Annotated in this window: 24 protein-coding genes; 11 read left to right on the forward strand and 13 right to left on the reverse strand. The window is 57.6% G+C overall.

Going from position 1 to position 18222, the window contains the following annotated elements; all coding sequences use genetic code 11:
• The first annotated feature begins 1 nt into the window (after nucleotide 1).
• Nucleotides 2-1351 (forward strand): acetyl-CoA carboxylase biotin carboxylase subunit, encoded by a 1350-nt coding sequence (gene accC / locus GS612_RS13870; RefSeq protein ID WP_152457350.1) that lies wholly within the window; start codon nucleotides 2-4, stop codon nucleotides 1349-1351.
• Between the two features lie 48 nt (nucleotides 1352-1399).
• Nucleotides 1400-2032 carry a leucyl/phenylalanyl-tRNA--protein transferase gene (gene aat, locus GS612_RS13875; RefSeq protein WP_216603610.1) on the forward strand — a complete coding sequence of 211 codons (633 nt, stop codon included), beginning with the start codon at nucleotides 1400-1402 and terminating at the stop codon, nucleotides 2030-2032.
• Here the strand turns inward: aat and GS612_RS13880 are convergent.
• The 6 genes from GS612_RS13880 to GS612_RS13905 form a co-directional block, all read right to left on the reverse strand.
• Nucleotides 1987-2355, reverse strand: coding sequence for a DUF2155 domain-containing protein (locus GS612_RS13880; RefSeq protein WP_171641126.1), 369 nt, complete (start codon nucleotides 2353-2355; stop codon nucleotides 1987-1989). The genes aat and GS612_RS13880 overlap by 46 nt on opposite strands.
• Nucleotides 2352-2804 carry an outer membrane lipid asymmetry maintenance protein MlaD gene (gene mlaD / locus GS612_RS13885; RefSeq protein ID WP_152457347.1) on the reverse strand — a complete coding sequence of 151 codons (453 nt, stop codon included), beginning with the start codon at nucleotides 2802-2804 and terminating at the stop codon, nucleotides 2352-2354. Before mlaD ends, GS612_RS13880 begins: the two co-directional genes overlap by 4 nt.
• A gap of 11 nt (nucleotides 2805-2815) precedes the next feature.
• Nucleotides 2816-3199, reverse strand: coding sequence for an NADH:ubiquinone oxidoreductase subunit NDUFA12 (locus tag GS612_RS13890; RefSeq protein WP_152457346.1), 384 nt, complete (start codon nucleotides 3197-3199; stop codon nucleotides 2816-2818).
• Between the two features lie 79 nt (nucleotides 3200-3278).
• Nucleotides 3279-3641, reverse strand: a complete 363-nt coding sequence (locus GS612_RS13895) for a RidA family protein (RefSeq protein ID WP_152457345.1) — start codon at nucleotides 3639-3641, stop codon at nucleotides 3279-3281.
• A 195-nt stretch (nucleotides 3642-3836) separates the two neighbouring features.
• Complete coding sequence (clpX, locus tag GS612_RS13900) at nucleotides 3837-5105, reverse strand: ATP-dependent Clp protease ATP-binding subunit ClpX (protein ID WP_152457344.1); 1269 nt, start codon at nucleotides 5103-5105, stop codon at nucleotides 3837-3839.
• A gap of 131 nt (nucleotides 5106-5236) precedes the next feature.
• Nucleotides 5237-5869 carry an ATP-dependent Clp protease proteolytic subunit gene (locus GS612_RS13905; RefSeq protein ID WP_117869644.1) on the reverse strand — a complete coding sequence of 211 codons (633 nt, stop codon included), beginning with the start codon at nucleotides 5867-5869 and terminating at the stop codon, nucleotides 5237-5239.
• A 368-nt stretch (nucleotides 5870-6237) separates the two neighbouring features.
• On the opposite strand from GS612_RS13905, the gene GS612_RS13910 reads away from it, so the two are divergent.
• The 3 genes from GS612_RS13910 to GS612_RS13920 all read left to right on the forward strand — a co-directional run bounded on the left by GS612_RS13910 (nucleotide 6238) and on the right by GS612_RS13920 (nucleotide 8030).
• A complete protein-coding gene (locus GS612_RS13910) occupies nucleotides 6238-6579 on the forward strand; it encodes a helix-turn-helix transcriptional regulator (RefSeq protein ID WP_152457343.1) in 342 nt (113 codons plus the stop codon).
• A gap of 68 nt (nucleotides 6580-6647) precedes the next feature.
• Nucleotides 6648-6785 (forward strand): entericidin A/B family lipoprotein, encoded by a 138-nt coding sequence (locus GS612_RS13915; RefSeq protein ID WP_152457342.1) that lies wholly within the window; start codon nucleotides 6648-6650, stop codon nucleotides 6783-6785.
• Between the two features lie 828 nt (nucleotides 6786-7613).
• Entirely contained in the window at nucleotides 7614-8030 is a 417-nt protein-coding gene (locus tag GS612_RS13920; RefSeq protein WP_152457341.1) for a type II toxin-antitoxin system Phd/YefM family antitoxin, read from the forward strand.
• Nucleotides 8031-8130: 100 nt separating this feature from the next.
• Here the strand turns inward: GS612_RS13920 and GS612_RS13925 are convergent, their stop codons facing one another.
• The 3 genes from GS612_RS13925 to GS612_RS13935 all read right to left on the reverse strand — a co-directional run bounded on the left by GS612_RS13925 (nucleotide 8131) and on the right by GS612_RS13935 (nucleotide 9444).
• Nucleotides 8131-8580: a hypothetical protein gene (locus GS612_RS13925; protein WP_152457340.1), complete on the reverse strand. Its 450-nt coding sequence runs from the start codon at nucleotides 8578-8580 to the stop codon at nucleotides 8131-8133.
• A gap of 106 nt (nucleotides 8581-8686) precedes the next feature.
• Nucleotides 8687-9007 carry a hypothetical protein gene (locus GS612_RS13930; protein ID WP_170345061.1) on the reverse strand — a complete coding sequence of 107 codons (321 nt, stop codon included), beginning with the start codon at nucleotides 9005-9007 and terminating at the stop codon, nucleotides 8687-8689.
• An 83-nt stretch (nucleotides 9008-9090) separates the two neighbouring features.
• A complete protein-coding gene (locus tag GS612_RS13935) occupies nucleotides 9091-9444 on the reverse strand; it encodes a hypothetical protein (protein WP_171641127.1) in 354 nt (117 codons plus the stop codon).
• Nucleotides 9445-9835: 391 nt separating this feature from the next.
• On the opposite strand from GS612_RS13935, the gene GS612_RS13940 reads away from it, so the two are divergent.
• Nucleotides 9836-10849, forward strand: coding sequence for a DUF4062 domain-containing protein (locus GS612_RS13940; protein ID WP_171641129.1), 1014 nt, complete (start codon nucleotides 9836-9838; stop codon nucleotides 10847-10849).
• Nucleotides 10850-10909: 60 nt separating this feature from the next.
• Here the strand turns inward: GS612_RS13940 and lepA are convergent, their stop codons facing one another.
• Entirely contained in the window at nucleotides 10910-12709 is a 1800-nt protein-coding gene (lepA, locus tag GS612_RS13945) for a translation elongation factor 4 (protein WP_171616209.1), read from the reverse strand.
• A gap of 161 nt (nucleotides 12710-12870) precedes the next feature.
• On the opposite strand from lepA, the gene GS612_RS13950 reads away from it, so the two are divergent.
• The 3 genes from GS612_RS13950 (at nucleotide 12871) to GS612_RS13960 (ending at nucleotide 15301) form a co-directional block, all read left to right on the forward strand.
• Nucleotides 12871-13971 carry a Hint domain-containing protein gene (locus tag GS612_RS13950; protein ID WP_171641131.1) on the forward strand — a complete coding sequence of 367 codons (1101 nt, stop codon included), beginning with the start codon at nucleotides 12871-12873 and terminating at the stop codon, nucleotides 13969-13971.
• 2 nt (nucleotides 13972-13973) lie between these two features.
• On the forward strand, nucleotides 13974-14282 hold the full coding sequence (locus GS612_RS13955; RefSeq protein ID WP_152457335.1) for a hypothetical protein: 309 nt from the start codon (nucleotides 13974-13976) through the stop codon (nucleotides 14280-14282).
• A gap of 65 nt (nucleotides 14283-14347) precedes the next feature.
• Nucleotides 14348-15301: a LysR family transcriptional regulator gene (locus GS612_RS13960; protein ID WP_171641133.1), complete on the forward strand. Its 954-nt coding sequence runs from the start codon at nucleotides 14348-14350 to the stop codon at nucleotides 15299-15301.
• Here GS612_RS13960 and GS612_RS13965 read toward each other — a convergent pair.
• A complete protein-coding gene (locus GS612_RS13965) occupies nucleotides 15298-15741 on the reverse strand; it encodes a low molecular weight protein-tyrosine-phosphatase (RefSeq protein ID WP_171641135.1) in 444 nt (147 codons plus the stop codon). The genes GS612_RS13960 and GS612_RS13965 overlap by 4 nt on opposite strands.
• A gap of 28 nt (nucleotides 15742-15769) precedes the next feature.
• Between GS612_RS13965 and GS612_RS13970 the strand changes: the two genes are divergently transcribed.
• Nucleotides 15770-16468, forward strand: coding sequence for an NAD-dependent deacylase (locus GS612_RS13970; protein WP_171641136.1), 699 nt, complete (start codon nucleotides 15770-15772; stop codon nucleotides 16466-16468).
• A gap of 61 nt (nucleotides 16469-16529) precedes the next feature.
• Complete coding sequence (locus tag GS612_RS13975) at nucleotides 16530-17138, forward strand: HdeD family acid-resistance protein (RefSeq protein ID WP_171641138.1); 609 nt, start codon at nucleotides 16530-16532, stop codon at nucleotides 17136-17138.
• 92 nt (nucleotides 17139-17230) lie between these two features.
• Here GS612_RS13975 and GS612_RS13980 read toward each other — a convergent pair whose 3' ends face one another.
• Nucleotides 17231-17704 (reverse strand): copper chaperone PCu(A)C, encoded by a 474-nt coding sequence (locus tag GS612_RS13980; protein ID WP_171641140.1) that lies wholly within the window; start codon nucleotides 17702-17704, stop codon nucleotides 17231-17233.
• Nucleotides 17705-17744: 40 nt separating this feature from the next.
• Nucleotides 17745-18095 (reverse strand): hypothetical protein, encoded by a 351-nt coding sequence (locus GS612_RS13985; protein ID WP_171641142.1) that lies wholly within the window; start codon nucleotides 18093-18095, stop codon nucleotides 17745-17747.
• Between the last annotated feature and the right edge of the window lie 127 nt (nucleotides 18096-18222).

The following is an 18222-nucleotide window of genomic DNA, read 5'->3' on the forward strand; positions in this document are numbered from 1 at the left end:
CATGTTCGACAAGATCCTGATTGCCAACCGAGGCGAGATCGCCCTGCGCGTCATCCGCGCCGCCCGCGAGATGGGGATTAAGACGGTAGCCGTCCACTCCACCGCGGATAGCGACGCAATGCATGTGCGCATGGCGGACGAATCGGTCTGCATCGGCCCCCCGCCCAGCCCCCAGAGTTACCTGTCCGTGCCAGCGATCATTTCGGCCTGTGAAATCACCGGTGCGCAGGCGATCCACCCCGGCTATGGCTTCCTGTCCGAGAATGCCGAGTTCGTGCAGATCGTCGAAGATCACGGCATCACGTTCATCGGCCCCACCGCGGAACACATCCGCGTCATGGGCGACAAGATTACGGCCAAGGACACGATGAAGGCTCTGGGCGTGCCTTGCGTGCCGGGATCAGACGGCGGCGTGCCTGATCTTGCGACGGCCAAGAAGATCGGTGAGGAATTCGGCTATCCGGTCATCATCAAGGCTACCGCAGGCGGTGGCGGTCGCGGCATGAAGGTTGCGATGAACGCTGACGAAATGGAAAGCGCCTTCATGACTGCACGGGCCGAGGGCAAGGCCGCCTTTGGCAACGACGAAGTCTATATCGAGAAATACCTGACCACGCCGCGCCACATCGAAATTCAGGTGTTTGGCGACGGTAAAGGCAAGGCTGTTCATCTGGGCGAACGGGATTGTTCGCTTCAGCGGCGCCACCAGAAGGTGTTCGAAGAGGCCCCCGGCCCCTGCATCACACCCGAAGAACGCGCCAGGATCGGCAAGATCTGCGCGGATGCGGTCGCGAAAATCAACTATATCGGTGCCGGCACCATCGAGTTCCTCTACGAAAATGGCGAGTTCTATTTCATCGAAATGAACACTCGACTTCAGGTGGAACACCCAGTCACCGAAGGTATCTTTGGCGTCGATCTGGTGCGCGAACAAATCCTTGTCGCAGCGGGTGAACCGATGTCGTTCGATCAGGACGATCTGGAAATCAACGGCCACGCCATCGAGGTTCGGATCAACGCCGAAAAGCTGCCAAATTTCTCGCCCTGCCCCGGCAAGATCACCGCGTACCACGCGCCGGGGGGCCTTGGCGTTCGAATGGACTCGGCTCTGTATGACGGGTATTCGATTCCACCCTATTATGACTCTCTGATCGCCAAGCTGATCGTGCAGGGCCGTGACCGGGCCGAAGCGCTGGCCCGACTGGAACGCGCGCTGGGGGAATTGATTGTCGACGGTATCGATACCACGGTCCCTCTGTTCCACGCACTGTTGCAGGAACCCGATCTGCGCAGCGGCGACTACAACATCCACTGGCTGGAGCGCTGGCTTGCGGAGAACATGGAACAATAGTCACCAAGGACCGGAGGGCCCATGCCCTCCGGTTGCCTCATACCTGACATGAGCCTGTCCCCCGAACTTTTGTTGCATGGCTATTCCATCGGTATCTTTCCGATGGCCGAGCATCGCGATGACCCCGAGCTGTTTTGGGTCGATCCCAAGTTTCGCGGCGTCTTTCCATTGGACGGTTTCCACATTTCCCGAAGCCTGGCGCGCCGTATCCGAAACTGCGGGTTCGATATCTCGATCGACCAGGACTTTTCCGGCGTCGTCGACGGGTGTGCCGACAGGGCAGATACCTGGATCAACGCCGAACTTCATGACCTGTACCGTCAGTTGCACCAAACCGGGCATGCGCATTCACTGGAAGTATGGGAAAACAACAACCTGGTGGGCGGCGTCTATGGCGTGACCCTGGGCGCAGCATTTTTCGGCGAAAGCATGTTTTCAAGACGCAAAGACGCCTCGAAGATCGCCCTCGCCTATCTTGTAGACCGCCTGAGGCAAGCCGGATTCCGCCTGTTTGACACGCAGTTTCTGACCGCGCATCTGGCCTCTTTGGGCGCAATCGAAATTCCGCGCGGCGCCTACAAGAAAGAGCTGGAAGAGGCCTTGAACCACAGCGCCGATTTCTCGGCACCGCTGAATCAGTCGGCGGCAGGTGTGATACACCGTATGACCCAAACGTCATAACGCGCGTGATCCAGCGCGTTCAACGCGGGGGAGGTTGCGATCATCCAACCGTCAAACAGCTGATCGGCCTTTCCGCTCTCCCAGATGGTCAGATAGGCGAACGCGTCACCCGTTGGATTGTCAACGGGAAAACGGCAATCTCCCAAGGCAACATCCAGCCCAAATACCGCTACCGTCTCGCCGGTTTTCAATTCAACATCGACGGTCTGGCCGTTGACCTTGTCCAAGCCCCGCAACATTGCCCCGGGTCCAGATTGAACTTTCTGCTGCGCGGCCGCACCATTGGCGGCCAGCAACACGGCAAGAAACGCGGCGCGTATCATTCGCTGCCGTCTCCGGCTACGAACTTGACCAGAAGAGAAATCAGGCTGACCGCGCCCTGCGTATCCTCGATCTCATCGCCGGGTTCAAAGTAGAATGGCGACCCACCGGGCATCACCTCGACGAAATTGCCCCCCAGCAAACCTTCTGAGGAAATGACAATGGCACTGTCGTCCGGCACCAGAATTCCGTCCGCTATCGTGAAAGTCGTGTCAGCGCGATAGGTTTCAGGGTTCAGGGTGACGCCCGTCACGGTTCCGATCTTAACGCCAGCAAGGCGCACATCCGTGCCGACACCCACACCCTCCAGAGATCTGAAAGACGCGCCCAGTTCGTATCCAGCAGCCCCTTGCGACAAGCCCGTCGATTGGCTGGCATAGACACCAAATGCCACAGCACCGGCCAATACGACGCCGCCGACAAGAACTTCGGTCCAGTTATGGGTCGACATTATCGCCTCGTTTATTCCGGGCTCCAGGCCTCATAGTCCTTACGTTCAACCGGTTCCGCGCGACGCAGAGATCCGGCAGGGGCATAGGCCAGCGCGGTGCCGGTCAGGTTTTCCTGATGTGGTTTTTCCCAGGATTTATGCGGCAGCGGTTTATCTGTCGGAGGCTCGTCCCAAGTGCGATGCAACCAACCATGCCATTCAGGATCAACCCGGCTGGCTTCGGCCTCGCCATTGAAGATAACCCAACGCTTGCTGTCATCGGCATTGCGATAGAACACGTTGCCTTCATTGTCTTCGCCCACTTTCACGCCCTTGCGTGCAGTGTAGATCTGAGTGTTCAAAGTTGACCCATTCCACCAGGTCACGGCTCGCAAAAGACTGTTCAGGATTCCCATCGGGTGCCTCCGGCATTTCGTCGAAGAAAGGTATGGACCAAAGGCCCGCCAAGGTCCAGTGCCCCTGATACCACCTGCGTCACTCCGGCAGAAAGGCGGTCACTTCGATCTCGATCCTGTATTTCGGATCAATCAAACCGCATTCAATCATTGTCGCTGCCGGAGGATTGGTGCCAAAAGTTTCGGCCAGGATCGGCCAGCACGGCGCAAACTCACTGCGATCGGGCAGCATGTATGTGACCCGAACCACATCGTCAAAGCCTGCGCCCGCCTCAGCCAGCGCCTTGCCGATGATGTCCAGCGCAGACCGGCATTGCGCCACCACGTCCTCGCCCTGCCCGACGGTCCCGGCGACATGAACCCATCCGCCCGCGACCACCGCACGGCAGTACCCGACTTTGGCTTCGAACTCACCGCCCGAAGAAACGCGCTTCACTGCCATAATCCGTCACCTTTGTTGTTCGAAAACTTGCTTAAGCTTCCGCCGCATAACTGCACCGACACTCATGTGCGAGCGACGGATCCACAGCTTCATCTGGCTAATAATATCCCGGGGGAGATGCCCGAAGGGCAGCGGGGGCAGAGCCCCCTGAACCGGTTCAAGTGAAGTCCCACCGTCGCGGCAAATAGCCCGGCCTCAGCCCGCCGAGGCCGATTCCTTGGCCGCATCGGCATAGATGAACAGCGGCTGCGCGTCGGACATCACCGCCTCTTCGTTCACCACAACCTCGCTGACATTTTTCATGCCCGGCAGTTCGAACATGGTGTCCAGCAGAATATCCTCGAGAATAGACCGCAGGCCGCGCGCACCGGTTTTGCGCTCGATGGCCTTTTTTGCGATTGCTTTCAAGGCATCATCCGTAAAGGCCAGTTCAACATCTTCCAGTTCGAACAAACGCTGGTATTGCTTGACCAATGCGTTCTTGGGTTTGGTCAGGATGGTCACCAGCGCGTCTTCATCCAAATCCTCAAGCGTCGCCAGAACCGGCAGACGACCGACGAATTCCGGGATCAGTCCGAATTTCAGCAGATCCTCGGGTTCCAGATCCTTGAATATCTCACCCACACCGCGGTCGTCATTGTCGCGCACATCGGCACCAAAGCCCATGGCCGAGCCTTTGCCACGTTGCGCGATGATCTTGTCCAGACCCGCGAACGCACCGCCACAGATGAACAGAATGTTCGTCGTGTCCACTTGCAGGAATTCCTGCTGGGGATGCTTGCGGCCACCCTGTGGGGGGACGCTGGCCACTGTCCCCTCCATCAGTTTCAGCAAGGCCTGCTGCACGCCCTCACCCGACACGTCACGCGTGATCGAAGGGTTTTCGGATTTGCGGGTAATCTTGTCGACCTCATCGATATAGACGATGCCGCGCTGCGCGCGTTCGACGTTGTACTCACTCGCCTGCAACAGCTTGAGGATGATGTTTTCGACATCCTCACCCACATAGCCGGCTTCGGTCAGGGTCGTCGCGTCGGCCATGGTAAACGGCACATCCAGAATACGCGCCAGCGTTTGCGCCAGCAGCGTCTTACCGCAACCGGTCGGACCGATCAGCAGGATATTCGACTTTGCCAGCTCGATATCGCTGCCCGCTTTCTGAGCGTGGTTCAAACGCTTGTAATGGTTGTGAACGGCCACCGACAGAACCCGCTTTGCCGTGGCCTGACCGATTACATAATCGTCCAGTACTTCGCAGATATCCTTGGGCGTCGGAACACCGTCAGATGACTTCAGCCCGCTGGCCTTGGTCTCTTCGCGGATGATGTCCATGCACAGCTCAACACATTCATCACAGATGAAAACTGTGGGGCCTGCGATCAGCTTACGGACTTCATGCTGGCTTTTGCCACAGAAGCTGCAGTAGAGCGTGTTTTTTCCATCGCCGCCTGAATTCGTCGCCATGATCTACCTTTCGGGCTTCGTCCCTGCGCCCCTTTTCGAGGGCGCTTACACCTGTGTGTGCAGCTTAGGCCAGCACTCTGGCGGCTACAATCTCAAAATGACCCCCGCGCCGGTGACGCGGGGTATTGGCCTCAGGCCTCTTCCGTGTCCATTTTCGCTCGGTTTTCGACAATCTCGTCGATGTGACCCCATTCCTTGGCCTCTTCCGGGCTCATGAAATTGTCACGATCCAGCGCTTTTTCGACCGCCTTTTTCGTCTGCCCCGTATGACGTACGTAGATGTCATACAGGCGATCCTTCAGCTTTTGCGTCTCGGCCGCGTGAATCATGATGTCGCTGGCCTGGCCCTGGTATCCGCCACTGGGCTGGTGCACCATGATGCGGCTGTTGGGCAGTGAAAAGCGCATTCCCTTCTCGCCCCCGGCCAAAAGGACCGAGCCCATCGAAGCCGCCTGACCGATCACCAATGTGGAACACTTCGGCTTGATGTATTGCATTGTGTCGTAAATCGACAAACCGCTGGTCACCACCCCGCCGGGCGAGTTGATGTAGATCGAGATTTCCTTGTTGGGGTTTTCCGCCTCGAGGTGCAGCAATTGCGCCACAACAAGATGGCTCATCCCATCATGAATCGGTCCGTTGATGAATATGATCCGCTCTTTCAACAGGCGGGAGAAAATATCATAGGCGCGCTCGCCCCGGCTGGTCTGCTCAACGACCATGGGAACAAGTGTATTCATGTAGGTTTCTACGGGATCGAACATTCGTAACCTGCCTGTTTAGCTATGGATCGGGACAATATCCCAACAAGTGTTACCTGAGTCTTAGTGTCGGCTAAGGGGGGCTGCAAGGGGGGCAAGTGAGAACGCTGACCGAATGTCGATCATCATCAATCGTCAAGGCGAACCATCTGTTGTTTCCGGCAACGATCCGCAGATCGCCTTAAAGTGAATCATCTGCCCCCTCGCGTTGCGGGAACGTTCAATCCGAATTCCCCTTTCATACATCACGCTATTTTGATTCATACATATAGAAATGAATGTACGAAACATGTAGTGAGGGGTCTCACACTCACGTCTCTTTACGTAACGGAAACAACACCCGGCCAACGGGTTTGCAAGGAACTCAATCGATGGCACTTCCTCAGCTGTCCAATGACATGTCAAAAGAAGATTTTGACCGCATGGTCACCAACGCGACACGCGCTTCCAATTTTCTCAAGGCAATAAGCCACGAAGGCAGATTGATGATCCTCTGCCATCTGGTGTCCGGTGAAAAATCCGTCACCGAACTGGAAGAATTGCTGTCCGCCAGACAAGCCGCTGTATCACAGCAACTTTCCCGTCTGCGACTTGAAGGGTTGGTGATACCTCGCAGGGAAGGCAAAGCCATCTATTATCGTCTGGCGGATGATCGTCCCCGCCGCATGCTCGAAGTCGTTTACGAGCTCTTCTGCAGCGACGACCGGACCTAGGAACTGGCTCCGGCTGCTAAAAGGTGCTACCGAAAGACAAAAGACAATCGAGCACCAAGGAGACGAACATGATCCGCGTAATTCTGATGGGCCTGAGCCTGTTTGCACTGACTGCCTGCGAAACCGCCAAAGGCGCCGGCAAGGATATAGAAAAAGCCGGAGATGCCATCCAAGGCGCAGCAACCGACGTGCAGGAAAGCCTGTAATACACTTTATTTTGCGCCGCGCGCGGGCCTTCTCTCAATATATAGTTGAAAGACATGGCATGCCGCGGTAGCTTTCCCTTACAGGTGCATAGACGCGGCATTGCATCATCTGACGCTAAATCGGGGCTCTTTCGCACACGCAGAAGAGCCCCGGTCCCTTTCGGCAGGGGTGAGTGGTAGCCTGTATGAAACCGAAGTCCGGCAAAGGAAAAGGCGCCAGGTGCGCAGACGCGGTCTTTGCATGCATCCTTTCGGACACTCCTGACGCCTTACCGGGTCGATGCGCTCCGAAGAGCACCCGATCCAGTTGCTACAGCCCCCTGAGAGACTGCAGCGGCTGCATTGTCCCCGAAGAGACATCACAGCGTGCATCGGCCTTCTGAGAAGATAGCCATCCGACTTGGGCACGAAACCCTCACTCAGCTGGTCACCCACCGGTAAGCCATTGCAGTTCAACGCAAATCCTAAGATCCAGTCTCTCTGCCAAGACCCCCGGGCCTTTGCGTCCCACCTTCGGTTCCGAAGAACCTGTGTGGTGTTCAGACTGTTGCAGCATGCCTAGTATCTGACAAGAAAATAGCACTGCAGCATGAAAATTAGACGGGGATAAATTGTTGGTATCTGCCGGGAAATCTTTGTGGATAATCCGAGAAGTTTCGACTCCACGCATGTTTGTCCCGGGACATTTTCAGGCCTGAACCTGAGCCCGGTTTTTGGCCCAATGCTGCGGGCGCAAAGGCCACCGCACGCGCCATTAGTTGAGAATTGCAGGATTTGTACACCTCTCGGGCCACCAATCTTTCGATTCGTACATACGGAGATTCGCCGATGCGTTGCACCATTTCCCATGCGCGCGCCCATTTGGGCGCTCTGGTCACCCGCGCACAGGACCCGCGCGAAGTGATCATACTGACCCGGCACGGTAAACCGCTGGCCGCTCTGGTCTCGGTCGCCGAAGCGAAGCGGATCTGGCATTTGCAGGATGATGACGAAATCGGGTGGAAACACCCGCTGTCGGGCATTCGCGGGATGTGGTCGCGGGGACGCAACATCCCCGGAATGGAACCGGGACCGGACGGCAGCTATGTCACCGCGCGCGAAGCCGCGCTGAAGGTTCGCGAAATCCAGATGACCCGTGCCGAGGAACGCCGCATTCTTGCGCGGGGTGGTCTGGATCCTGTCGCAGGCGGTGAACTGGCCGCCCGGCCCGTCTCCTCGCTGTGGAGACGTTTGTTCCGTTTTTGAGAAGCGGTCCGACCCGCGCGTGGCAACCTACTAACCTCCGCCGCAGTCAAAATTGCAGCAGCGATACTTACCCCCTACAATCGCCCGGGCCGGACACGCTTCAGTTCACCTGACGTTCCAGAACGGTGCTGTAGGTCGTTCCGTTCCGCAGGCTACGGAAATCGGCAAAGATCTTGCCATCTTCGTACCGCGCATCGATCAACGCATTCGCGCCGATCAGCAGAGGTGAGGTTTCGACGATGCCGATGCTGCCCGTCCCATCGAGGCTGATGGTGCCGGTGGCCTCGTATTCATTCCAGTCGGTATCGCCATCGCGGCGCCATTTGCTGTGCCCCCAGAAAACGTTGCCGTCCTGAAGCTGCACATCCAGCATCCATTCAGCCTGATTGAACCGGGGCTGATCGCCTTTGTAGTAATGGCTGGGCTGGACTGTCGTGTAAGACCCCAGCCAGGTGCCGCGCAGGTCGGGCGTGGTATCGGCCAGCGCGGCCGTTCCAAGGGCGAGGGTCGTGGCCAAAGCGGCTGCTCCGGCAGTCATGTATCTGGTCATGGGCTCTCTCCTTCTGTCTGGTAAACAGATTGGGAGAGCCCGGGCAGGTTACAACTTACTTAAGAGAAACTTCATGATTGGTTCAGCGGCGGCTTAGAATGGAGTCTCAGGCCCAGGCCAGAGCTGTCCCGACAATGACCAGCGCAATGCCAATCCCCTCGCGATAGGAAAAGTTCTCGCCAAACAGGAAATACGAGGCGATGGCGATCAGCACGACCTCGGCCCCCAGAATGCCGGTATAGATGATGCCCAATCGTTCGTTACGCAGCGCGGCAAGTTCCAGCGTCGCGGCGGCCAGCAGCGTGGCAACAATCAGAAGGGTCAGGCCAACACCGGGGATCTTCCACCAGAACTTCATCGAGATCATGGCAACGGAATAGAGACCCGCCGACCCGAGGGCGATGAGAGGGATGAGCGATGTGGACATGTGGGCCTCCTGCCGAGGTTGCCGTTGCGTCAACATTAGCAGGTGGGCGAAGTTGAGGCTGTGAGGTTGATCACAGTCTCCGGTCAGAACACGATTGCGATGAGTTCGGACAGCCCAATCAGACCCAGCAACACATTCGAGGTCAGGATCAGCCCTTTCAGGTTACGCGCCTTCAATCCTTGGGCAAAGCTGGTCTGCGCAAACTCCTCGGTCATGTCGCCACGCAGGTTTTCAACATCTTCCAGCGCGGTCTTGCCCGCCAGAACGCCATAGGTGGTGATCACAAGCACCAGCACGATCAGCGGCAGAGCAACCCCTTCGGCCCCAAACCCAATGACCGCGGCGATGGCGACATAGGCAAAGATCGAGGTGCGCATGACGTCGTAATAATGGTCAAGACGGCGCATCGAAATCTCGGAACGCAATTGCGGGTCCATAACACTTCCCCTTTTGAAAAATCTGTTTGGAATGCGGGGAGTCTAGCACTTTTGGGTGAATTTCAGAAATTGTGCGATTGCCAAGCCGGAGGGAAGCGCCGGCCCGAAGGGGTAAGCGGCGTCTCGGAATTCGTCCAGTAGACGAATTCAGCCGCGAACAGGCGGAGCCCCGGGGCGCAAACGCGCCTGCCACGGTTTTTCAACAAACTGAGGGCAGCGCCGGCCCGAGGGGAGGCGTAAACGCGCCGCCCCATGGGGGCGGGTCGGCGCGTCCCGGCGGTGCCGCCGGGCAGCTGAGTTGATCAACGAAAAATCTAACATGAAACTACGCTTGAGGTTGCTAAGCAACGAAAAGTAAAGGTAGTTCTTTAGCAACTTTGAGGAGAACGCTTTGTCAAAGAAGAAATACCAAGTATTCTTGTCTTCCACCTATTCGGACCTGCAAACGGTACGGGACTCGATTACACGCGCATTGTATGAGATGGATTGCATACCCGTTGGAATGGAGGCTTTTCCAGCTGCTGACGAAGAGCAGTTTGAGTTCATCAAAAAGCTAATAGATCAAACGGATTACTACGTACTCGTGATTGGAGCGCGCTACGGATCGATCGCGCCTGATGGCATGAGTTATACAGAAAAGGAATACCGATACGCATTGGAAATAGGTGTCCCTGTGCTCGCTTTTGTCCACTCAAGCCCCGATACACTTCCAAAAGAAGTTTCTGATATCAGCGACCCGATAAAAGCCGAAGGATTCTATAGGTTTAGAAACGACGTAACGGCTGCAAGGATGGTCAAAATGTGGGAAAATGATCAAACTCTTCCCGCATCTGTAGTATTGGCGTTGAATCGAGCATTCGCCACCGCACCAAGGCAAGGCTGGGTCAGATCTCCATCAGTAGACAACGAAAAAACTTTGGAGAAGTTGGTCGAACTTCAAGAGGAGTTGGCAAGCGCGCGCGAAGAATTAAAACTCTTCAAAGCTGTGGAAAGGCAGCTAGAAGACATCGCCGGTCTGGATACCGAAGTTACTTGCTGTGTAGAAGCCTGGAAAAGAGATCAGAACAGCAGCGTAGTGCGGGATGGCGTCAAAGAATTCTGCGTCAAGTTAGAAGATGTCTTTCGAGACGTAGGCCCCAACATGATTGAATCTCTCAACCAAGACCATTTTTCCAACATGGTGGCCCTTTTTGCTTCCAAAGGACAAAGAAAATGGAACTCGGTAGATCACAAATTTTCGCTCACACGAGAAACTTTGAACGCGTTTCGCATTCAACTAGAAGCGCTTGGTCTAATAAAAGTCTTCCGCTCTAAAACCGTAGGCGGTGACATTGCTAATTTTTGGCAGTTGACAGACGCAGGTAGTGCCGAAGTTAGAAGGCTAAACGTTATCAAAGCGAAATAACCGATTTAGAAAAATAGAACCTAATCGCCTGTCAGTTATGCACACTCAAAATGGACAGCCTTAGCTGTCCATCTTCAACGCCGAGATAAACGCCTCCTGAGGAATATCCACCTTCCCGAACTGGCGCATCTTCTTCTTACCCGCCTTCTGCTTGTCCAGCAATTTGCGTTTCCGCGTGGCGTCGCCTCCGTAGCATTTGGCGGTCACGTCCTTGCGCAGCGCCGAGAGGGTCTCGCGGGCGATGACCTTGCCTCCGATGGCGGCCTGGATCGGGATTTTGAACATGTGGCGCGGGATCAGGTCCTTGAGCTTTTCGCACATCGCCCGGCCCCGCATCTCGGCCCGGTCGCGGTGAACCATGGTCGAGAGCGCATCGACGGGCTCGTCATTCACCAGCACCGACATCTTGACCAGATTGTCCTCGGTATAGCCGGTCATCTGGTAGTCGAACGAAGCATAGCCCTTGGTCACCGATTTCAGGCGGTCGTAGAAGTCAAAGACAACCTCGTTCAACGGCAGGTCATAAACGACCATGGCGCGGCTGCCCGCATAGGTAAGGTCCAGCTGGATGCCGCGGCGGTCCTGACACAGTTTCAGCACGTCGCCCAGGTATTCGTCCGGCACCAGAATGGTCGCCTTGATACGCGGTTCCTCGATATGGTCGACCTTGGAGGGGTCGGGCATGTCGGCGGGGTTGTGCAGCTCGATCATTTCGCCGTCTTTCATGTAGACGTGATAGATCACCGACGGCGCGGTGGTGATGAGCTCGATATCGTACTCGCGTTCGATGCGGTCGCGGATGACCTCGAGGTGCAAGAGGCCCAGGAAGCCGCAGCGGAAGCCAAAGCCCAGCGCGGCCGAGGTTTCCATTTCAAAGCTGAAGCTGGCATCGTTGAGCGCCAGTTTGTCGATTGCATCCCGCAGGTCTTCGAATTCGGCGCTGTCCACCGGGAACAGGCCGCAGAACACCACCGGCTGCGCGGGTTTGAAGCCCGGCAGGGCCTCTTCGGTGCCGTTGCGGTCATTGGTGATGGTGTCGCCGACGCGGGTGTCGCGGACCTGTTTGATGGATGCGGTGAGGAAGCCGATCTCACCGGGGCCGAGACTGTCAACCATCTCCATCTCGGGCCGGAAGACGCCGACACGGTCGACATGGTGCAGGGTGCCATTCGACATGAACTTCACCCGCATGCCCTTTTTCAGCGTTCCGTCCATGATGCGGACCAGAACGATCACGCCCAGATAGGCGTCGTACCACGAATCCACCAGCATCGCCTTGAGAGGCGCGTCCAGATTGCCCTTCGGTGCGGGCAGGTGCTGTACGATTGCTTCCAGAGTTTCGTGGATGCCCTGCCCCGTCTTGGCGGAAACCTGAATGGCATCGGTCGCGTCGATGCCGATCACGTCCTCGATCTGTTCGGCCACGCGGTCACAGTCGGACGCGGGCAGGTCGATCTTGTTCAGCACCGGCACGATCTCATGATCCGCGTCGATGGCCTGATAGACATTCGCCAGTGTCTGCGCCTCAACTCCTTGGGTCGAGTCCACAACCAGCAGAGAGCCCTCGACCGCGCGCATCGACCGGCTGACCTCATAGGCGAAGTCCACGTGGCCGGGGGTGTCGATCAGGTTCAACACGTATTGCTCGCCATTGTCGGCGGTATAGTCGATGCGGACCGTGTTGGCCTTGATGGTGATGCCGCGCTCGCGCTCGATATCCATGCTGTCGAGCAGCTGTTCCTTCATGTCGCGATCCTTGACCGTTCCGGTCTCTTGGATGAGCCGGTCAGCAAGGGTGGATTTGCCATGGTCGATATGCGCGACGATGGAGAAATTGCGGATATGAGCGAGGTCTGTCATGGAGTGGGATATGTCGGGAGTTTTGCCCCTCGTCAAGCGTTGAAGCGTTGCAAAAAAGGTCCCACCCGCGCCTTTCTGTTCAGCGGCATTTACCCGAAATCAGTGAATAGTTAAGATGATCGCATCATCTGGCCGTTTCAAAAACAGAAAGCAGGGAAGACTTGGCCGATTATTCGATCTTTGTGTTGGGTGAAGGTCAATTGTCCGTCTCTGTGGCGCAGGGTCTGGACGGGATCAATCAGGGCACGGGGATACATCTTATTGGCGAGACGATTACAATCAATTCGCGCAGTGCGACCGAAGTTTTCATCACGGATGCCGGATCGGACACCAACTTTTCCGACAATGATGGCAATCAGCGGTTAAACGGCGATCAGACAATCGATGGTACGCTTTTCGCCAGCGGCACGCGTGTTGAAGCCGAATATGGTATTACTTTGACAGACGGGACAACCACGTGGCAGGCGGTTGCGTTCAACGTGAACAACTCATCACCGGCATATGGAACCGTCGAGGGCATCGCATTCATCGGCGGACCCGGACAGTTTCCACCAGCCGGAGTGCCTCTGACGGTCGTCAGTACGCAAGAAGGCCCAAGCTTCGCATCAAACGCATATGTCAGCCCCATTTGCTACTGCCGCGGCACACTGATCGAAACCAAATCCGGACACCGCCCCATCGAAATGCTGAAGCCGGGTGATGAGATTTGGACCCGTGACAATGGCTATCTACCTGTCATCTGGACGGGCGAACAGGCTGTCATCACAGCCGGACGTTTCAGAATGGTCGAAATTCCCGAGGGAACGCTTTCGAATTTCGCGCCTTTGAAAGTGTCACAGCAACACAGAATGCTGGTCACGCACCCTTTGGCTGAAATCCTTTGCGCAGAGAACGAAGTGTTTTTACCAGCCATCAGCCTTGTTGATGCGGGCATTGCTACATTGTGCAGAGAAAACAGTGCAATTTACCATCATCTGCTGCTTGAGACACATAATGCCATTAACGCCAACGGAGCAATTTCCGAAAGCCTGCTGCTGGTACCATCCACCAGCGGCCAGAACCCGGATGATCTGTTCTTTCGCAGCCTGGTCGATCAGGATTCATATGCCGTTGAAACCGCGAGGCTGACGCTGAAGAGAAAAGAAGCAACATTCCTGATCAACAGCATCTTGTCCGTTGATCCAAACTCCAGTTTGATTCATACTTCGCCGCAGGCCGAGAGGGGCGCAAGATCCCTCCGGGCAGGCAAAAACGAGGCATGAGCATGAAACAGTTCCTCTTAATCGCATTTTGTGCGGCATCGCTGACGGCGGTGGCTCCGGTTGCTGACGCGGCGCAGATCAAGCGGGCGTGTCTGGCGTCGGATCGATCAGCGGCGACGCGGGATCGGTGCAGTTGCATCCAGCGCGTAGCAGATCAGGCGCTTACCCGTAGCGATCAGAAAACCGTGGCCAAATGGTTCACCGACCCCCATCAGGCGCAACAGTTAAAGATGTCGCAGACCGCGCGCGATGATGCGCTGTGGGACCGGTATCAGAACTTTGGCCAGATGGCACAGGCGATCTGCAGCTAAGCCCTTCTGAAACCTTGACCTGATCCGCGCTGCGCCCCAGAAAGGCGCAGCGAAAGGTGTATCTTATGGTGATGAAAGGGCTGACCCTGCGGGGCCTTGAGGTGTTCGAGGCTTTGGCGCGGACGGGATCGGTGGCACAGGCCGCCGAGATCACGGGGCTCAGCCAGCCATCCGTTTCCCAACAGTTGCGCAATCTGGAAAAGGCTCTGGGCACCGAACTGGTCGATCACGGGCGCCGACCGATGCGCCTGACACAGGCCGGGCGCAGCTTTCTGGTGCGCGCCGAGGCGGTTCTGGCCGAGCTGCTAATGGCACAAAGCGAATTGTCGGTCATGGATCTGGGGCATCTGACCACTTTGTCCATCGGGCTGATCGACGACTTCGACAATGATCTGACCCCGCGGCTGGCCACGTTGCTGGCAGACAGTCTGACCCGATCGAATTTCAAACTGATCACCCTGTCCAGCCTCGATCTGTTCGAGGCCTTGGCCGAACAACGCCTGCACATGGCCGTCACCGCCCATAGCGGAGAAGTGCTGGAGGGGGTGGTCGAGTACCCTCTGGTCCGGGATCCGTTCATTCTGGTTGCGCCTCAGGGGGCGGGCGGGGTGGAGGCTGTGCAGAACAGCCTGCCATATCTGCGCTATGTCCGCGAGCAGTTGATCAGCCGGCAGATCGAGGCGCATATGGCGCGCGGCGCGCAGGAGTTCGAGGAACGGTTCGAGATCGGCTCGCACATGGCGCTGATGGCCATGGTTGCACGGGGTCTGGGTTGGGCGATCACGACGCCGCTGGGTTTCATGCGCGCCGCGCGGTTCCATGACGGGCTGGAGGCCCACCCTGCCCCGTTCGGGGATTTCTCGCGCAGCATATCCTTGCTGGCGCGAACGGGCTGGTCCGATCAGGTGCCGCAGGAGGTGGCGGGCATGACACGGCGTCTGATGCAGAACCAGATCGTTGACCCGGCTTTGGCCAAACTGCCCTGGCTGAGCGGATCGCTGCGGGTGACCGGCGGTTAACTGTCCAGATGGGCGGCAAGCCCCTCGACCGCCGCTTCGATCAAGTCCAGAGCGCCATCGAAATCCCGCGTGTAATATGGGTCAGGCACATGATCCGCGCCGGTTTCAGGGGCGAAATCGGTCAGCAGGCGCACCGGGGTGTCACTGCCGGCGGGGCGCAGATTCTCGATATCCGCGATGTTGTTGGCGTCCATGCCCAGGATCAGGTCGAAGCGGTCGAAATCGGCAGTAGTGAACTGACGGGCGCGCAGGTCGCCCAGATCGATTCCCCTGACCTTCGCGGCTGCTTGCATCGGGCCATAGGGCGGTTTCCCCGCATGCCAGCCCATGGTTCCGGCACTATCGGTTACGTGATGCGGCGCGCGGGCGCGAAAAACGCCCTCTGCCGCGGGGGAACGGCAAATATTGCCCAGGCAGACAAAGAGGATACGGTGTGACATGCACCATGCTGTACCGCGCGGAGGAAAAATGGAAAAGATCGTGATTCTGACCGGGGCCGGAATATCCGCCGAAAGCGGGTTGAGCACCTTTCGCGATGAGGGTGGATTATGGGCCCAGCACCGCATCGAGGATGTCGCCACGCCGGAAGGATTCGCCCGCGATCCCGCACTGGTTCAAGGATTTTACAATGTGCGGCGGGTTCAGGCCGCCAGGGTTCGACCCAATGCCGCTCATAAAGCACTGGCCCGGCTGCAACGGGACTGGCCCGGGGACGTCGTGATCGTGACCCAGAATGTGGACAGCCTGCACGAGGCGGGCGGCGCAAAGGATGTCATCCACATGCACGGAACTTTGGCGGGCGCGTTGTGCTCAGCCTGTGGCCATCGCTGGACCGCCCCGCCCGAAATGGCGGTTGGGGAATCCTGCCCCGCCTGTGCGCGGCCCACGGCCCGGCCCGATGTGGTCTGGTTTGGTGAAATGCCTTATTTCATGGACGAGATTTATGACCACCTGAGCAGCGCGTCGCTTTTTGCCGCCATTGGCACCTCGGGTCAGGTTTATCCGGCGGCAGCGTTCGTGCACGAGGCACAAGCGGCGGGCGCTCGGACGATCGAGATCAATCTGGAACCGTCGCCGGGCGCATCCGGGTTTGATGAAAGGCTTGTCGGCAAAGCGACCCAGACAGTTCCGCGATGGGTCGGGCGCCTGCTTGCACCGCATAGTTAAAGTACAGACAACACTCGCTTAATTCGGTTAGACTGCCCCCGAAACGACTGGAGGACAAGACATGACGGATCAGGACCCCCGGACTGGTGAAATCCTGGATGAAGGCAGCATGACCGGGCGCGACATGCTGGGAGAGCAGCTTTCCAGCCTGTGGTGGACCTTTCTGCTGCGCGGAATATTGGCCGGGCTTGTCGGTATTGCAGCACTGTTCTGGCCGTCTGGCAGCATCGCGTTGCTGCTGCGGTTGGTTGGTGTGCTGCTGATCCTCGATGGTGGCCTGACGCTTTTGGGCGTTGGGCGTCGCGGGGTAATGGGCGGCGCTGCAATCGGTGCGCTTCTGATCGGGCTTGTCCTGCTGATCTGGCCGGAAGGGACGGTCAAACTGGCCTTTTTTCTGATGGGCGCATGGGCGCTGATCATCGGGATCGGCTCGCTGGCGGCATCTGGGCAAATGCACGAGAGAGACCCTCAACGCGGCTCCATGCGCGTTTCGGGTTTTGTCGCGCTTGTGGTCGGGCTAGTTTTGATGATCTGGCCAGCGGTCGCGCTTGTTGCGCTGGGATGGGGCATCGCCTTTTCGGCGCTGGCCATTGCCGCGGTCATGTTCTGGCTGGCATCCCGATTCCGCCAGGCCGGTGACCGTGTTGGTATGAAAACCATCAACAAATAGCACCAGTGGCGGCCGCAGAAACAACAGGCCGGGCAATGCCCGGCCTGACGCATGGATGACGGCCGCAGCGCGGCCCGAAGACAGGCGTTGCCCTAGTTCGAATGAGATCCGTGTCCGCCCATGTCCTGACGCTCCAGATCGACCGGGATTTCGATCTCAACCTCGCCAGCCTTTTCAAAGATCAGCGTCACCGGAACCATGGCGTCCTGCTCGAAAGGTTCGGTCAGCCCCATGAACATCACGTGGTCGCCGCCGCGTTTCAGCATGTGGGTTTCGCCTGCCGGAATGGCAAAGCCTTCCTCGACATGCACCATCTTGGCCACGCCATTTTCGTCGACTTTGTGCGTGTGCAGTTCAACCCGGGCAGCGGCATCCGACGTCACGCCGACCAGACGGTCGTCCGCATCGCCCAGATTCTGGATCATCATGAACGCGGCGCCTGCCTTGGCGGTCTTTCCCGACGACCGGGCATAGGCGTCATCAACTTTGATAGTGCCTTCAGCAAAAGCGGGCATGGCCAGGGTCACGGCGGCCAGGGTTGCAAACAGAGTAGTTTTGAGGGACATCGTGCCTCTCCTGTATTGTAGGTTTGAAAAAGTAGTGTCTTCAAACACGTACAGGCGGCGCGCGCGCCGGGGTGCCTGGGACCGGCAAGGCGATTTGATTGACCAGATGTCGCAGCGCCGCTATCTGCGCCCGCTCTGGCGCCATAGGCATGAGCGGCTGTGCAACGGCGACCGCGCCCATCAGGGACAATGCGTAATCCGGGCAGTAATGCGGTGGCGCGGTGGGCTGTCCGTCTTCGTCCATATAGACAACGACCGGACCGGTGCCTGTGCACAACACCATCTGACCCACGGCCCTGTCCATGCCGCGGGACACGGCAAGGCCCTGCCCGGTCAGAACCAGAAGCAGGGACAAAACATAAGGCAGGAATCGTGATATGGCTGGTCTCATCCTGACCCGGGTATAGGTCAGTCGGCAGAGTAGCTTCAAGCGCCAAAGGGTCGCGCTTGAAGCTGGTTTCAGTAATCAATTCCCGGTCGTTTCACCTTGCTTGTATTGAAGCTGGTGTGGGAACGAT

Origin of the sequence: Ruegeria sp. HKCCD6157 (assembly GCF_013110685.1) — a bacterium.
Classification (GTDB): Bacteria; Pseudomonadota; Alphaproteobacteria; order Rhodobacterales; family Rhodobacteraceae; genus Ruegeria.

Coding starts and splice junctions, on each gene's coding strand:
- accC (WP_152457350.1), top strand. CDS start 2: ATGTTCGACAAGATCCTGATTGCCAACCGAGGCGAGATCGCCCTGCGC.
- aat (WP_216603610.1), top strand. CDS start 1,400: ATGAGCCTGTCCCCCGAACTTTTGTTGCATGGCTATTCCATCGGTATC.
- GS612_RS13880 (WP_171641126.1), bottom strand. CDS start 2,355: ATGATACGCGCCGCGTTTCTTGCCGTGTTGCTGGCCGCCAATGGTGCG.
- mlaD (WP_152457347.1), bottom strand. CDS start 2,804: ATGTCGACCCATAACTGGACCGAAGTTCTTGTCGGCGGCGTCGTATTG.
- GS612_RS13890 (WP_152457346.1), bottom strand. CDS start 3,199: ATGGGAATCCTGAACAGTCTTTTGCGAGCCGTGACCTGGTGGAATGGG.
- GS612_RS13895 (WP_152457345.1), bottom strand. CDS start 3,641: ATGGCAGTGAAGCGCGTTTCTTCGGGCGGTGAGTTCGAAGCCAAAGTC.
- clpX (WP_152457344.1), bottom strand. CDS start 5,105: ATGGCGACGAATTCAGGCGGCGATGGAAAAAACACGCTCTACTGCAGC.
- GS612_RS13905 (WP_117869644.1), bottom strand. CDS start 5,869: ATGTTCGATCCCGTAGAAACCTACATGAATACACTTGTTCCCATGGTC.
- GS612_RS13910 (WP_152457343.1), top strand. CDS start 6,238: ATGGCACTTCCTCAGCTGTCCAATGACATGTCAAAAGAAGATTTTGAC.
- GS612_RS13915 (WP_152457342.1), top strand. CDS start 6,648: ATGATCCGCGTAATTCTGATGGGCCTGAGCCTGTTTGCACTGACTGCC.
- GS612_RS13920 (WP_152457341.1), top strand. CDS start 7,614: ATGCGTTGCACCATTTCCCATGCGCGCGCCCATTTGGGCGCTCTGGTC.
- GS612_RS13925 (WP_152457340.1), bottom strand. CDS start 8,580: ATGACCAGATACATGACTGCCGGAGCAGCCGCTTTGGCCACGACCCTC.
- GS612_RS13930 (WP_170345061.1), bottom strand. CDS start 9,007: ATGTCCACATCGCTCATCCCTCTCATCGCCCTCGGGTCGGCGGGTCTC.
- GS612_RS13935 (WP_171641127.1), bottom strand. CDS start 9,444: ATGGACCCGCAATTGCGTTCCGAGATTTCGATGCGCCGTCTTGACCAT.
- lepA (WP_171616209.1), bottom strand. CDS start 12,709: ATGACAGACCTCGCTCATATCCGCAATTTCTCCATCGTCGCGCATATC.
- GS612_RS13955 (WP_152457335.1), top strand. CDS start 13,974: ATGAAACAGTTCCTCTTAATCGCATTTTGTGCGGCATCGCTGACGGCG.
- GS612_RS13960 (WP_171641133.1), top strand. CDS start 14,348: ATGGTGATGAAAGGGCTGACCCTGCGGGGCCTTGAGGTGTTCGAGGCT.
- GS612_RS13965 (WP_171641135.1), bottom strand. CDS start 15,741: ATGTCACACCGTATCCTCTTTGTCTGCCTGGGCAATATTTGCCGTTCC.
- GS612_RS13970 (WP_171641136.1), top strand. CDS start 15,770: ATGGAAAAGATCGTGATTCTGACCGGGGCCGGAATATCCGCCGAAAGC.
- GS612_RS13975 (WP_171641138.1), top strand. CDS start 16,530: ATGACGGATCAGGACCCCCGGACTGGTGAAATCCTGGATGAAGGCAGC.
- GS612_RS13980 (WP_171641140.1), bottom strand. CDS start 17,704: ATGTCCCTCAAAACTACTCTGTTTGCAACCCTGGCCGCCGTGACCCTG.
- GS612_RS13985 (WP_171641142.1), bottom strand. CDS start 18,095: ATGAGACCAGCCATATCACGATTCCTGCCTTATGTTTTGTCCCTGCTT.